Origin of the sequence: Mesorhizobium sp. M7A.F.Ca.AU.001.01.1.1 (assembly GCF_004022735.1) — a bacterium.
Classification (GTDB): domain Bacteria; phylum Pseudomonadota; class Alphaproteobacteria; order Rhizobiales; family Rhizobiaceae; genus Mesorhizobium; species Mesorhizobium ciceri.
In genome coordinates, this window is record NZ_RZPF01000066.1 from 1 (window position 1) to 13898 (window position 13898).

General features: G+C 64.5%; 13 protein-coding genes. 2 read left to right on the forward strand and 11 right to left on the reverse strand.

The genetic code is table 11. The annotated features are described in order from the left end of the window. On the forward strand, window positions 1-464 hold a 464-nt coding region (locus EN884_RS06590; RefSeq protein WP_128360504.1), incomplete at its 5' end, for an aldehyde dehydrogenase family protein. A 147-nt stretch (window positions 465-611) separates the two neighbouring features. Here the strand turns inward: EN884_RS06590 and EN884_RS06595 are convergent. The 6 genes from EN884_RS06595 to EN884_RS06620 form a co-directional block, all read right to left on the reverse strand. After that, a complete protein-coding gene (locus EN884_RS06595) occupies window positions 612-1322 on the reverse strand; it encodes a hypothetical protein (RefSeq protein WP_063169499.1) in 711 nt (236 codons plus the stop codon). Between the two features lie 301 nt (window positions 1323-1623). Continuing rightward, window positions 1624-2385 carry a glucose 1-dehydrogenase gene (locus EN884_RS06600; protein WP_063169500.1) on the reverse strand — a complete coding sequence of 254 codons (762 nt, stop codon included), beginning with the start codon at window positions 2383-2385 and terminating at the stop codon, window positions 1624-1626. A gap of 10 nt (window positions 2386-2395) precedes the next feature. Further along, window positions 2396-3208, reverse strand: coding sequence for an ABC transporter permease (locus EN884_RS06605; protein ID WP_063169501.1), 813 nt, complete (start codon window positions 3206-3208; stop codon window positions 2396-2398). Further along, complete coding sequence (locus EN884_RS06610; RefSeq protein WP_063169502.1) at window positions 3208-4071, reverse strand: ABC transporter permease; 864 nt, start codon at window positions 4069-4071, stop codon at window positions 3208-3210. Before EN884_RS06610 ends, EN884_RS06605 begins: the two co-directional genes overlap by 1 nt. Before the next feature lie 73 nt (window positions 4072-4144). Beyond that, window positions 4145-5308 (reverse strand): spermidine/putrescine ABC transporter substrate-binding protein, encoded by a 1164-nt coding sequence (locus tag EN884_RS06615; protein ID WP_024504752.1) that lies wholly within the window; start codon window positions 5306-5308, stop codon window positions 4145-4147. Then, window positions 5289-6425 (reverse strand): ABC transporter ATP-binding protein, encoded by a 1137-nt coding sequence (locus EN884_RS06620; protein WP_013528932.1) that lies wholly within the window; start codon window positions 6423-6425, stop codon window positions 5289-5291. The genes EN884_RS06615 and EN884_RS06620 overlap by 20 nt, the downstream gene beginning before the upstream one ends. A gap of 114 nt (window positions 6426-6539) precedes the next feature. On the opposite strand from EN884_RS06620, the gene EN884_RS06625 reads away from it, so the two are divergent. Further along, window positions 6540-7346: a LuxR C-terminal-related transcriptional regulator gene (locus EN884_RS06625; RefSeq protein WP_024504754.1), complete on the forward strand. Its 807-nt coding sequence runs from the start codon at window positions 6540-6542 to the stop codon at window positions 7344-7346. 5 nt (window positions 7347-7351) lie between these two features. Here the strand turns inward: EN884_RS06625 and EN884_RS06630 are convergent, their stop codons facing one another. From EN884_RS06630 to EN884_RS06650, 5 genes are all read right to left on the reverse strand, one after another. Continuing rightward, on the reverse strand, window positions 7352-9418 hold the full coding sequence (locus EN884_RS06630; protein ID WP_063169503.1) for a 3-hydroxyacyl-CoA dehydrogenase NAD-binding domain-containing protein: 2067 nt from the start codon (window positions 9416-9418) through the stop codon (window positions 7352-7354). A 137-nt stretch (window positions 9419-9555) separates the two neighbouring features. Continuing rightward, entirely contained in the window at window positions 9556-10503 is a 948-nt protein-coding gene (locus tag EN884_RS06635; protein ID WP_013528929.1) for an ABC transporter permease, read from the reverse strand. Window positions 10504-10506: 3 nt separating this feature from the next. Next, window positions 10507-11487, reverse strand: coding sequence for an ABC transporter permease (locus EN884_RS06640; protein WP_164894934.1), 981 nt, complete (start codon window positions 11485-11487; stop codon window positions 10507-10509). 1 nt (window position 11488) lies between these two features. Beyond that, complete coding sequence (locus EN884_RS06645) at window positions 11489-12958, reverse strand: sugar ABC transporter ATP-binding protein (RefSeq protein ID WP_063169505.1); 1470 nt, start codon at window positions 12956-12958, stop codon at window positions 11489-11491. Between the two features lie 49 nt (window positions 12959-13007). Next, the coding region (locus EN884_RS06650) for a substrate-binding domain-containing protein (RefSeq protein WP_128360506.1) at window positions 13008-13898 on the reverse strand (891 nt) is incomplete at its 5' end.

Genomic DNA, 13898 nt, shown 5'->3' on the forward strand with positions numbered 1-13898 from the left:
CCGGCGGGCGCATCCCGCCGGCGCACAACATCGGCTGGTTCTACGAACCGACCATCCTGACCGGCGTCACCCCTGATATGGCGATCGTGCGCGAAGAGTGTTTTGGACCCGTCGCCGCCATCTGCCGGGTCAGGGATTTCGACGAGGCGATCCGGCTTGCCAATGACAGCCCGTTCGGGCTCGGCGCTTCGGTGTTCACATCGAATCTGGCCGAAGCCCACGAGGCGGCTGAACGGCTCGAAGCCGGCATGGTCTGGGTCAACAACCCGCTGATCGACAACGATGCCCTGCCGTTCGGCGGCTGGAAGGCCTCGGGCCTTGGCCGCGAGCTCGGACGCCAGGGGCTCGACGCCTTCCGCCGCTCCAAAATGGTGATCATCGACCACAAGCCTGCGATCCAGGACTGGTGGTATCCCTATCCCGACAGCTGGTTCCGCGAAACCGGCGGCCGCAAGCACGTCTGAGTGTTTCGAGCCTGGCTATCCCTGGACGCCAGCTCGGTGGCTATCCCTGGATAGCCAGCCCGACCATGAGCGGGAAAAGGCAATGCCGCCGAGTGAAACCCGGCGGCATCTTCTTTGACTGACCACTACCGTTTCGGCGGCGGTTCGTTACGGCGTCGTTTCCGTCTGCATCGCGGCAGCCGTCTGGTCGATCTTGCCGGCAAGGACGTCTTGAGCCCAGGACGTGACCGCGGCGTCGACGGGCTTGTTGGCCATATCCGCCAATGCCGCGTCGAGCGATGCATCATCGGTGCCGACCGCGGCCGCAGCAGCAGCAGCGTTGTCGGCAGCGACCTCGGCCTGCAGAGCAGCTATCTTCCCAGGCAGGGCCGCCTGATCTTCGGGCGACATCGCGGCAATCTGATCGGGTGTCAGGGACGTCAGCGCATCCAGCTTAGCCTGTGCTGCGTCGGCGGCGGCCTGAGCGACCTTGGCTTTGGCGGACTGCGTCACGAATGCCTGAAGGGCGGCGAATTTCTTGCTCTTCGAGTTCATATAGGCATTGATGTTGCGCTTCAGCGAGCTCACCCGGCCAAGCTTGGCGTGGATGTTCTTGCCTTTGGGCACGGACGAGACCTTGGTGGTCTTGTCGACCGTGGTGTCGTCCGCTTTGGCCACCTGGCCGGGGGCCGACGACGACTTGCCGTGCGAAGCGCCGCTCTTGCCATTGCCGCCGCCGTTGCCATTGCTACCGCCGTTGCCGTGCCCGTTGCCTCCGGCATTGCCACCGCCACCGCCGTGCCCATTGCCGGCGAGCGCCGGAGATGCCAGGAGCGCCAATGCGGCAAGCGCCGCCAGCAGAGTTTTCCGGTTTGTCATGGTAATCTCCTCGGGAATCGTCGCCCTGGCCCGACCGCTAAGCGACCGTCCTATGAGGAATTGCTAATAGTGCAGAGTAAACTTTAGACAAATGCTGTCTCAATACGCGATCTGGCACCCGGCCAGAAACTTAACCGACTGATATCAAACACAAATTCACGCTCTTGGACGGCCATGGCACTGAAGTCCCATGCCGGCAGGACTATAGTCCTGCGGGCAAGCAGCGGCATGGGTGAAAGTCTTTGCGTGGTATATCGGACAAGCTTTGAAAACAGGGGAGTTGATAGCGAAAGCAAAAGGCTCAGCCGATACTTTCACCGCCGTCGATTACCAGCGCCTGGCCGGTCATGAAGGATGAACGGTCGGAGACAAGGAACAGGATCGCTTCGGCGATCTCATCGGCGCTGGCCCAGCGGCCCATCGGGATCTTGGTGCGGACATAGGTTTCGATCGCCCCGCGTCCGCCCATCTGGGCGATGAACGGTTCGTTGAACGGCGTGTCGACCCAGCCCGGACAGAGCGCGTTAATGCGGACATTGTGACGGGCATAGTCGAGCGACATCTGCCGTGTCATCGCCACCACCGCATGTTTGGAGGTTGCGTAGGCGATCATCTCGCGGTCGTAGAACACGCCCGAATTGGAGGCGGTGTTGAGGATGACCCCGCCGCCCTGCGCGATCATCGAGGGCATGACCTGTCTCGCCGCCAGGAACTGCGCCCGCACATTGACCCGCCACGAGGCATCCATGCCGCCGACCTCCACTTCGGTCAGCGTGCCGCCGATCTGGATGCCGGCGTGATTGTGCAGGATGTCGATGCGCCCATGCCTGTCGAGCGTGCCGGCAATGAGCTGTTCGACCGCCGCATCATCAGCGACATCGGTCGTGATCGCCTCGGCTTGGCCACCGACCGCGCGGATGTCCGAAGCCGTTGCTTCGCCGGCGGCCTGATCCCTGTCGGCGATGACGACCACCGCGCCTTCCCTGCCCATGATCATGGCGCCGGCGCGCCCGATGCCGGAGCCGGCGCCTGTCACCACGGCGATGCGGTCTTTGAGGATCATGATGCGGCTTTCAGTTCGACGGCTTGCGCTGGCGCAACTGCCATTGGGCAAGCACCACGAGCAGCACGGAAGCGACGAGCACGATCGTCGCGATGGCGTTGATCTCCGGCGTCACGCCGCGCCGGATCGACGCGAAGACATAGATCGGCAGCGTCGTCTGCGCGCCGGCGACGAAGAAGGCGATGATGAAATCGTCGAAGGAGAAGGTGAAGGCGAGCAGGAAGCCGGCAACGACCGCCGGCATGACCTGCGGCAGCACGATCGAGCGGAACGTCGTCAACGGCGTCGCGTAGAGATCGCTCGACGCCTCGACCAGATTGCGGTCGAGGCTGCCGAGCCGCGTGCCGACGATCATCGTCACCAGCGCCATCGAGAACAGCCCGTGCGCCGCGATGATCGAACCGTAGCCGAGCGCCAGCCGCGGCGGCTGGTCGTCCGGCCAGATCGAGGCGAGGAACGGATTGACCACGGTGAACAATTGGACGAGCGCGACCAGAGTCGAAATGCCGATCACGACGCCCGGAACGACGATCGCGGCGCCCAGAAGTGCGTCGAAGACCGCGCGGGTCCGCACGCCGACGCGCGCCAGGCCGAGTGCCGCCGCGGTGCCGCACAGCGCCGCCAGCAAGGCGCTGGTGGTGGCGATGAACAGGCTGTTCTTCAGCGCTTCGACCAGGAACGGGTTCGCCAGTGCCTTGCCGTACCATTGCACCGAAAAGCCGGTGAACTCGCTGGCATGGTGGCCGGCGTTGAAGGAAAACAGCACCACCAGCGCGATCGGCAGATAGAGGAAAGCGAACACCGCAATGACGAAAGCCCGCATCAGATCAGATCCACCCGGCGCGCGCCCGAAACTCGGGTCGAAATGCGGTTTGCGGCAATCAGCACCTCCACCGAGACCAGCACCAGCGTGATGGCGATGGCCGATCCGAACGGCCAGTTGCGCGATTGCAGGAACAGGTCGACCAGCGCATTGCCGATGAAGAACACCTTGCCGCCGCCAAGCAGCGTCGGGATCAGATATTCGCCGAGCAGCAGGATCATGACCAGCGAGAAGCCGGTCATCACGCCCGGCAACGACAGTTTCAGGGTCACGCCCAGGAAAGTCGATAGTGGCGTGGCGCCGAGATCGGCGGAGGCTTCCAGCAGCCTGCGGTCAAGCCGTTCGAGGCTGACATAGATCGGCAGGATCATCAACGGCAGGTAGCCATAGACGATGCCGAGCAGCACCGCGCCCGGCGTGTTGATCAGCCTGACATCCTCGATGCCGACAAAGGCGAGCAGCGCCGGAATGCCGCGCCCGCCCAGAATGTACATCCAGGCATAGGTCCGCATCAGCAGGCTGGTCCAGAACGGAATGACGACCAGCGCCAGCAGGATCAGCCGCCAGCGCTGCGGCGCGCGCAAGGCGAGATAGTAGGCAACGGGATAAGCGACGAGAAGGCAGGCGAGCGCTCCCACCGGCGCCAGCACCATGGTGTTCCAGAAGGCGGTCGCCCGCGCCGGAAGATTGGCATATTGCGCCAGCGTAAAGGCGGCCTGATAGCCGCCTTCCGGTGCGCGTTCGCCGACGCTGAACACGGCGATGGCGATGAACGGCAGCACCAGGAACACCACCAGCCACGCGGTCGCCGGACCGAGCAGCATGGCGGTCAGAAAATTCCTGCGAAGACGGCTGCCGTGCATGGAAAGATTGCCCCGGTGCCGGCGGGCATAAACCCGCCGGTCAAATTATCTGAGTCGAATTTGAGGCCGTCGCTCAGGCCGACTTGAAGCGCGCCATCAATTCGGCGCGGCCCGGATCGGTCAACGTTGCCGCCGCGCCGAATTCCAGCGGCGTCAACAGGTCGGCTGCCGGATAGAGGATCGGGTTGTCGAGCACCTCCTTGGGCAGCAGCTTGTTGACGCGCGCATCGGTCGACGGCGCACCATTGGCCAAATGCTCCTTCACCGCCACCTGCGGATTCATCAGGTAGTTGAGCAGCGCGTAACCGGCGGGCTTGTTCGGCGCGTCTTTCGGAATGGCATAGAAATCGGTCCAGATCTCGCCGCCTTCCTTGCCCAGCACATAGGCGATCTCGGGAATGTCGCGATGCAGCTGCGCGCCGTCATTCGTCCAGCACATGGTCATCCACGCGTCGCCGGCGCGCATCCCCGGCTGGTAGTCGGAGGAGACCGCGAACAGATGCGGCTTGACCTTCAGCAGCAGCTCCTCCGCCTTGGCCAGTTCGTCCTGCTTGAGCGAATTGAACGAGTAGCCGTAATATTTCAGCGCATTGCCGATCGTGGTCAGCTGGTAGTCATGCACCATGGTGCGGCTGTCGCCTTCCGCCATGGCGGTGTCCCAGAACTCCTTCCAGCTCGTCATCGGCTTGGTCAGCTTCTTGGTGTTGACGGCAAAGCCGGTGGTGCCCCAGTTCTTCGGCACGGCGTAGATCGTCCCATCGATCGTGCCCTCCGAGGTGAAGCGCGGATCCTCTTGCGAGCCGTCGAAATTCGGCAGCTTCGCCATCTCCAGCGGCTCGATGATGCCGAGCTTCTTGTAGGTCGAGATCGTGTAATTGGTCGGCACGAACAGGCTCCAGCCCGAGGCCCCGGCCTGCAGCTTGGCCAGCATCTCCTCATTGGAGCCGAACACGTTGACCTCGACGGCAACGCCGGTGTCCTTCTTGAAGTTCTCGAAGGTCGCCGGGTCGTGATAGTTCGGCCAGGTGGCGATCGACATGCGGTCGCCAAGGCTTTCGGCGGCAAAGGCTGGTGTCGGCATGATGCCGATCTCGCGCGCCATCACCGCCGTGGCAATGCCAAGGCCGGTGAGGCCGAGGAAGTCGCGGCGGCCGATCGAGCCGCGCTTCAAACGCATCAGCTGGTCGACGAAATTCTCAGGGCTTATCGGCAGTCCGTCACGATATGATTTCGACATGTTTATCTACCCTCTGGTTGGCCCCGTTGTTCTTGGTCTCCGCAAACGCCAGCGGCGTTCCGGAGGCAAAGCCGATGGCGACGGGTTCACCCGGCTTGAAGAGGTTGCCGTGACCGATCAGGTGATCGGCTTTGGCCAGCAGCGTTCCGATGCCCTTGACCTCGATCGCGTATTCCGCCGTCGAGCCCAGGAATATCCGGTTGCGGACGATGCCCTTGAATGGGCCGCTTGCCTGGGCGCCGAGACTGAGCGATTCAGGACGCAGGCTGACCGAAACGACCTCGCCCTGCTGCAAAGCGGTCCGTTTGCGCGCCGCAATGACGGTGCCGTCGGCAAGCGCCACCTCCACCAGATCGCCCGAATGCCCGGCGACAGTACCGCTCAAGAGATTGGTCTTGCCGACGAAATCGGCAACAAACAGGTCGGCCGGTTCGTCATAGATCTCGCTCGGCTGCCCGAGCTGGACGATGCGACCGCCATTCATGACGCAGACGAAATCGCTCATCGACAGCGCTTCCTCCTGGTCGTGCGTGACCAGCACGAAGGTGATGCCGATCTCGCGCTGCAGGTTCTGCAGCTCGATCTGCATGTCGGTGCGCAGCTTCTTGTCGAGCGCCGCCAGCGGCTCATCGAGCAAGAGCACCGCCGGCTTGTTGACCAGGGCGCGGGCAAGCGCCACACGCTGCTGCTGGCCGCCCGACAGTTCGTGGATCTTGCGGCGGCCATAGCCGGCGAGCCGCACCATTTCGAGCGCCTCGCCCGCCCTTGAGGCGATCTCGCGCGAAGACAGCCTTGGCCGCGCCTGGCGCAGCCCATAGGCGACATTGTCCTCGACATCGAGATGCGGAAACAGCGCGTATTGCTGGAACACCATGTTGACCGGCCGCCGGTAGGGCGGCGTGCCGGCCATGTCCTGGCCGCGAATGAACACCTGGCCTTCGCTCGGCTGTTCGAAGCCGCCGATCATGCGCAGGCAGGTGGTCTTGCCGCAGCCGGAGGGACCGAGCAGCGCGACAAAGGCGGAGGGCGGGACAGCGAGATCGATGCCGCTGACCGCGGTCACCGCGCCATAGCGCTTGGTGACGCCGCGAAATTCGATGTCGGGCACTGCGGTCAAGGCTGATGGCTCCAGCAACAGGGCAATATCGGAACGCTACCAGAGCCAATGGCGGCTAGTATATACCTCTCAGGTGGTATATCTGATCTATTTTCTCGTTTAAGGGGGTATGCATTGTCCCGCAGCGACGAATACAGCCGGCTCGCCACGCTCGTCGCGACGACGCGGGAGACCAGCGGCGATCTCTTTGGCCAGGCGCTGGTCGAGTGGCTGCGGCAGCACGTTAGATTCGACCACTGCGTGATCTTCGGCTATCGCGGCGCCTCGCGCCCGCCGCTGCTGTTCGAGACCTTCTCGCCCACCGAGAGCCATGTGTTCGTCGCGCTCTATCAGGAAGGGCCGTATCTGCTCGATCCGTTCCATCACGCTGCGGTCGAGCGCAAGGAAGGGTTCTGGCGCATGCGCGAGCTGGCGCCGGACCGTTTCTATGCCAGCGAGTATTTCCGCTCCTATTACAGCCAGACCAGGCTGGCCGAGGAGGTCGGCTTCTTCGTGCCGCTGCCGGGAAAGGATGCGCTGGTGTTGTCGCTGATGCGGCTGCGCGCTTCAGGCCCTTTCGGCACCGCCGATGCCAGATTGCTGCGCGACATGGCTCCCGCGGTGATCAGCTTCATCAGGTTGCGCTGGCCTGCTCTTCCGGCCGACGAAACGGCGGAAGCGAAGCAGGACGAGACGGCCGCTATGGTCAACGAATTCGACCGCGCCCATATCTGGCAGAGCCTGTCGCTGACGCCGCGCGAAAAGCATGTCGTCGACCTGGTGTTGCAGGGGCATTCGACGGAGTCGATCGCCCGCGCCATGCGCATCGTGCCGGGAACCGTGAAAGTCCATCGCCGCAACATCTACCGCAAGCTCAAGATCAAGTCGCAGGCCGGCCTGTTCGCGCGCTTCGTCGAGATCATCGATGCACGGATCCGGTAGGCTCTCTAACCGCCGGCTTCCCACGACCCGGTCTCGGCCATCCGCTTCAGCAACGGCGCCGGCTTGAACACATCCTTGCCCGTCCGTTGATGCCAGTATTCGAGCCGCTCGATGATCCTGGCCGGACCTTCAAGGCCAACCCAGAACATCGGTCCGCCCTTGCCGATGGGAAAGCCGTAGCCATTGACCCAGACGACATCGATGTCGGACGCACGGGCCGCTATGCCTTCCTCCAGGATCTTGGCGCCCTCGTTGATCAGGGGGTAAAGCGTGCGCTCTACGATTTCCTCCGCACTGATCGCACGCGGTGCGATACCCTTCTCGGCGGCCTTGTCGCGGATCAGCGCTTCAACCTCGGGATCCGGCACTGGCGTGCGCGCGCCAGCCTCATAGAGGTAAAAACCCCGGCCGGTCTTCTGGCCGAAACGTCCTTGTTCGCACAGCGTGTCGGCGATCACGGCTTTCTGGCCGCGTGCCTTGCGGTTGCGCCAGCCAATATCGAGACCGGCGAGATCGCCCATTTGGAACGGCCCCATCGGCCAGCCGAAATCGGTGAACACCTGGTCGATCTGGCTGGGCGTTGCGCCTTCCAGAAGAAGCGCTTCCGATTCCGAGCCCCGCGCGGCAAGCATGCGGTTGCCGACGAAGCCGTGGCAGACGCCGACCACGACGGCCACCTTGCCGATCCGCCTCGCCAGGTCGACTGATGTCGCCAGCGCATCGGGCGCGGTCTTCTCGGCGCGCACGATCTCCAAGAGCTTCATGACATTGGCCGGCGAAAAGAAATGCAGGCCGAGCACATCCTGCGGCCGCGAGGTCGAGGCAGCGATTTCGTTGATGTCGAGATAGGAGGTGTTGGTGGCCAGGATCGCGCCGGGCTTCGCCACGGCTTCGAGCTTGCCGAACACTTCCTTCTTGACCGCCATGTCCTCGAACACCGCCTCGACGATCAGGTCGCAATCGGCGAGATCGGCATAGTCGGTGGAGCCCTTGAACTGGGCGAGCCGCTCCCGCTTGGCGTCGTCGCTGAGCGAACCGCGCGTGACGGAAACCGAGTAGTTCCTGTCGATGGTCGCCAAGCCACGCTGCAATGCCTCACGGCTGGTTTCCAGCAAGGTCACGGGATATCCGCCATTGGCGAAGGCCATGGCAATGCCGCCGCCCATCGTACCGGCACCGATGACGCCGACGCGGGCGATCCTGCGCTTGACGACGTCTTTTCCTGGAAGCTTTGTCGCCTCACGTTCGGCGAAGAACAGATGGCGCTGCGCCCGCGATTGGTCGCTGGCGACCAGCTTGACGAACAGCGCACGCTCTGCCGCCAGTGCCGCATCGAACGGCAGCGTGACGGCATTGCGCACCGACTGCGCACAAGCGATCGGCGCCTCGAGGCCGCGCGCTTTCCTGGCAAGATCCGCAGCCCCGGCGTCGAACGCCGCGAGATCAGTCTGCTTGAGACCATCATTGCGATCGCGCACCGGCGTGAAGGGACCACCCTTGCGGGCGATTTCCCCAGCGAAGTTCACGGCATGCGTGGTCAGATCGCCTTCGAAGACGGCATCGACGAGACCGGCGGCGTGCGCCTCGGTCGCGCCGATCGGCGCACCTGAGACGATCATCTTCAACGCCTTCACCGCGCCGACAAGGCGCGGCAGCCGTACCGTGCCACCGCCACCCGGCAGCAGGCCGAGTTTGACTTCCGGCAGGCCGAGCTTGGCGCCGGCATCGGCAACACGGAAATGGCAGCCCAGCGCCAGCTCCAGCCCGCCGCCGAGCGCGGTGCCGTGGATGGCTGCGACCGTCGGCTTGGCGATGGTTTCCAGCGTCGCCACGATGGCGCGCAGTTCGGGCTGCTGCATCGGCTTGCCGAACTCGGTGATGTCGGCGCCGGCGACAAACGTCCGGCCGGCGCATGCAATGACTATGGCGGCAACCGACGCATCGTCGCGCAATTCGACCAGCGCCTGCATCAGCGGTTCGCGGACATGGAAGCTCAGCGCGTTGACCGGCGGATTGTCGATGGTGACGACGGCAACGTCGCCGTCGCGGCTGACCTTCACAAAATCGGACACGCAAACCTCCCAGCATTATTCAGCGGCCGTGGCCACGCGAACGGGATTTACAGCGCCATAACGTCGAAGGGAACCGGATGTCGGCCTGGCACAATGATTACAGGCCTTGAAGGTGTCTGGGACGACGAAGGCGGAGGCTACCGCAGCGCCTTCTGCCCGCCCGCCGCCGTGATCACCCCGACGATGATCAGCCCCGTCAGCAGCAACCGCACCCCGGCGCTCACCCCAAACGTGTTGAGCATGGTCAAAAGCAGCACCAGGAACAAAGCCGCGCCCCAGACGCCGGGGACATTGGCCTTGCCGCCGGCGACCGACGTGCCGCCGATGACGACGACGGCGATCGAGGCCAGCAGATATTCGTTGCCGATGTCGACATTGGCGCCGCGGAAATAGCCGGCGAGCAGCGCGCCGTCGATGCCGCCGAGCGCGCCCGACAGCGTGTAGGTGAGGAAGCGGATGCGGCCGACATTGACACCGGCCAGCCACGCCGCGCGAATGTTCTGGCCGATCGCCAGCACCGAGCGGCCATAGATCATACGCTGCAGCGCGATGGCCGCGCCGACGGTGAACAATACCGTGAGGATCGCCAGCACCGGAATGCCCAGCACCTGCCAGTTGGCAAAATCGGCGAAGCCCGGCGGCGGCTTGATCTGCAGCCCGCGGCCATAGCTGATGTCGATCGACTGGATGATGAAGCTGGCCGATAGCGTGGCGATGATCGGCGGGATGCGCAGCGCCCAGATCAGCAGGTAGTTGGCGGCGCCAATCGCCGCCCCGCAGGCAAGTGCCGCCAAAAGCCCGACCGCGATCATGGAATCGTTGCCGTCCATCACCTTCATCGCGACGGCGCTGGCAAGGCCGATATTGGCCGGCAGCGACAGGTCGACATTGCCTGGTCCCAGCGTGATGACGAACATCTGGCCGACGCCGACAATGACGGTGAATACCGCCAGCGAAAGGGCTGCCGTCACCATGCCACCCCCGCCATAACCGCCGGTGAAGGCGATCGTCGCCAGCCACACCAGCAAGGCGCCAATGAACGACCAGATCCAGGGTTTGGTAAGCAGCGATCTCACCGATGTCATCGCTCACCTCTCCTTGCGGCTGATCAGCACGCGCGCCGCCAGCACGATGATCAGGATGGCGCCGTTGGCGGCCACCTGCCAGCCCGGCGGGATGTGCATGAAGGTGAGCAGCGGCGAGGCGGCCAGCGCCAGCGTCAGCGCGCCGATCACCGCACCGATCGGCGACACCCGGCCGCCGACGAATTCGCCGCCGCCGAGGATGACGCCGGCGATCGCCAGCAGCGTGTAGCCATTGCCGATATTGGCGTCGGCCGAGGTGGTGATACCGATCAGCGCCATGCCGGACAGCACGCCGAACAGGCCGGCGAGCGCAAACAGCACAATCTTGGTTCGGAGCAGCGACCAGCCGGCGCGACCGAGCGCCGCCGGATTGCCGCCCGAGCCGCGCAAGATCACGCCGTAGGAGGTGCGCATAAGGCCGAAATGGACGATGAGGCCGATCAGCAGCGCCGCAATGATCGGGAACGGCACAAAAGGCGGCTTGAACGCCATCAGCCCGAGCAGCCAGTCCGGCGCCTTGCCGCCCGGCTTGGGCAGCACGAGAATGGCCAGCCCCTGCCAGACGAAGCTCATGCCGAGCGTCACCACGATCGACGGCAAATTGCGCAGATGGATCAGCGCCCCGAGCAGCGCATAGATGCCGATCGAGCCGAGCAGTATGGCGACGCCGATCAGCGGAGCGTCCTTCAGCCAGGTCGCGGTGACGCAGCCGACGAAACCGACGAAGGTGCCGATCGACAGGTCGAGTTCGTTGCCCGCGATGACGAACATCTGCGCGATCGTCGCCAGCGCGATCGGGATCGCCAGGTTCAGCATCAGGCTGAAGCCGAAATAGCTGATGGCGCGCGGGTTGAGCCAGGCGATGGCGATGAGCACCAACGCCAGCGACAGCGCCGGCAGCAATCCGCGCAGCAGGCGCGCGCGTGCCGCGCTGCCGCGCGCCGCGGACGCCTTGAGACCGTTTTCGAGTGTCGCCGCCGTCATCTCAGGCCGCATCGCCGAAGGAGGACTGGATGATCTTCTCTTCGGTCAACTCGTCGCGACGCAGATTGGCGACGATGCGGCCGTTCTTGAAGACATAGATGTGGTCGCAATTGTCGAGCTCTTCGGTTTCCGTGGTGTACCAGAGGAAGGTACGGCCGCGGGCAGCCTCCTCGCGCACGAGGTCGTAGACCTCCAGCTTGGTGCCGATGTCGACGCCGCGCATCGGGTCGTCCATCAGCACGATCTGTGCATCCGAGCCGAGCGCACGCGCAAACAGCGCCTTCTGCTGGTTGCCGCCCGATAGCGAGAAAATGTTGTTGTTCATATCAGGCGTACGGATGCCGATCTTCTTCTGCCAGAATGCAGCAAGCTCGGCCTCACGCTGCGGCGAGATCAGCAGCCCGCTGCGCAGCCGCGCCAGCGAGCGGATGCCGATATTCTCGGCGATTGACCATTCCGGAAAGATACCGTCCGACTGGCGGTCGCCGGCGACCAGCGCCACCGGCGCTGTCACCTCGATGCCGGCCCGGGCGCGCGTGGCGCCGCGGAAGATCGCCAGCAGCAGATCGGTCTGGCCGTGGCCCGCCAGCCCGGCAAGGCCGATGATCTCCCCAGCGCAGGCGACGAGGTCGGTGCCGTCCTTCTGCGCGGCGGGCCGCGCCCGGACCCTCAGCGGACTGGCGGCGGGCTTGGCGGCAGCGATTTGCGCCGCGATCTTCTGGCGCGCTTCCGCGCCGCCCATCGCCGTCACCAGCCGGTTACGGTCGAAGGCGGTGGCGGCGTCGGCGACAACCACCTTGCCGTCGCGCATCACCACGATGCGGTCGGCGTTGCGCAGCACCTCCCCCAGCACATGCGAGATCAGGATGCAGCTTTTGCCGCCGGCAACGAAGCGGCGCACGAAGGCCAGCAACTGGCCCGCCGTATGCGCGTCGAGCGACGATGTCGGCTCGTCGAGGATGACGAGGTCGAGACGATCCTGGGTGACGGTGAAGGCGCGCGCCACTTCGACCATCTGGCGACGGCCGATCGACAGGTCGCCGACAATGTCCGACGCCGAGATGCTATGACCCGGAAAGATCTCGTCGAGCTTGGCGGCGATCAGCTCGGCCGCCTTGCGCCGCCAGCCGAAGCCACGCAGCGAAGCGTGGTTGATGCGTGTGTTCTCGGCGACGCTGAGATTGGGGCACAGCGACAGTTCCTGAAACACGCAGCGTATGCCGAGCTGCTGCGCGCGCGACACCGAGTAGTTGTCCTCGGTGTCGCCATGCACGCCGATCTGCCCGCTGTCGGGCACCAGCGTGCCCGCCACCATGTGCATCAGCGTCGATTTGCCGGCGCCATTGTGGCCGACGAGCCCGACGCATTCGCCGGGTCCGACGTGAAAATCCACGCCACCCAGCGCGCGAACGGCGCCGAAATGCTTTTCGGCGCCGTTCAGTCTGATGATGTCAGCGTTACCCCTGGGCATGCTCAACGATACTCGCTTGGCGATACGGACGGCAACGCTTGGCCGACACTCACTTGATGTTGGCTTTGATGGCCGCGATCGCGTCTTCCTGCGTGTATTCGTGGCTGGCGACGCCGCCCTTGGGGATCTTTGGCAGCTCGGCCTCGAAATCGTCCTGCGTGAAGGCCAGATACGGCACCAGCAGGTCGTGCGGAATATCGGTGCGGCCGTCGAGCACCTGCTGCGCCACCCAGAAGGCGAGCGATGACACGCCGGGCGCGATCGATGCCGACCAGGTCTGGTAGCCGTCCTTGTCCTTCTGCTCCTTCCACCACTGCAACTCGTCCTGGCGGTTGCCCATGATGATGGTTGGGCGCGGCTTGCCGGCGGCGGCGAAGGCCTGTGCGGCGCCGTAACCGTCGCCGCCCTGATCGACGACGCCGACGATGTCGGGCAGCGACGGCAGGATGGTCGCCACCGCCTTTTGCGCCGTCGTCTGGTCCCAGTCGCCGGTCACCGAACCGACGATCTTGAACTCGGGATGGGCGGCGACGCCTTCGAGGATGCCGGCATGGATGGCATCATCGATCGAGGTGCCGGCAAGGCCGCGGATTTCAAGCAGATTGCCGCCCTTGGGCTGGAACTTGGCCATCTGCTCGACTTCCTGCTTGCCCATGTCCTTGAAGTCGACGACGACGCGGTAGGCGCAAGGCTCGGTCACGGTGCCATCGAAGGAGACGACGGTGATGCCGGCATCGCAGGCCTGCTTGATGGCGCCGTTGAGCGCATCCGGCGAGGCAGCGTTGATGACGATGGCGTCATAGCCCTGCAGGATCAGGTTCTGCACCTGCGCCGCTTGCGTCGGCACCTCCTTGTCGGCGGTGGTGAAGATGTCGGCCGCGCCGACCACCTTGTCGGCGACCGCCTTCTTGGTGACGATGCCATAGCTGTCGAGCATCGC

What these genes read in the sequence shown, in the direction of transcription:
- EN884_RS06595 (WP_063169499.1), bottom strand. Translation starts at nt 1,322, where the DNA reads ATGACAAACCGGAAAACTCTGCTGGCGGCGCTTGCCGCATTGGCGCTC.
- EN884_RS06600 (WP_063169500.1), bottom strand. Translation starts at nt 2,385, where the DNA reads ATGATCCTCAAAGACCGCATCGCCGTGGTGACAGGCGCCGGCTCCGGC.
- EN884_RS06605 (WP_063169501.1), bottom strand. Translation starts at nt 3,208, where the DNA reads ATGCGGGCTTTCGTCATTGCGGTGTTCGCTTTCCTCTATCTGCCGATC.
- EN884_RS06610 (WP_063169502.1), bottom strand. Translation starts at nt 4,071, where the DNA reads ATGCACGGCAGCCGTCTTCGCAGGAATTTTCTGACCGCCATGCTGCTC.
- EN884_RS06615 (WP_024504752.1), bottom strand. Translation starts at nt 5,308, where the DNA reads ATGTCGAAATCATATCGTGACGGACTGCCGATAAGCCCTGAGAATTTC.
- EN884_RS06635 (WP_013528929.1), bottom strand. Translation starts at nt 10,503, where the DNA reads ATGACATCGGTGAGATCGCTGCTTACCAAACCCTGGATCTGGTCGTTC.
- EN884_RS06640 (WP_164894934.1), bottom strand. Translation starts at nt 11,487, where the DNA reads ATGACGGCGGCGACACTCGAAAACGGTCTCAAGGCGTCCGCGGCGCGC.
- EN884_RS06645 (WP_063169505.1), bottom strand. Translation starts at nt 12,958, where the DNA reads ATGCCCAGGGGTAACGCTGACATCATCAGACTGAACGGCGCCGAAAAG.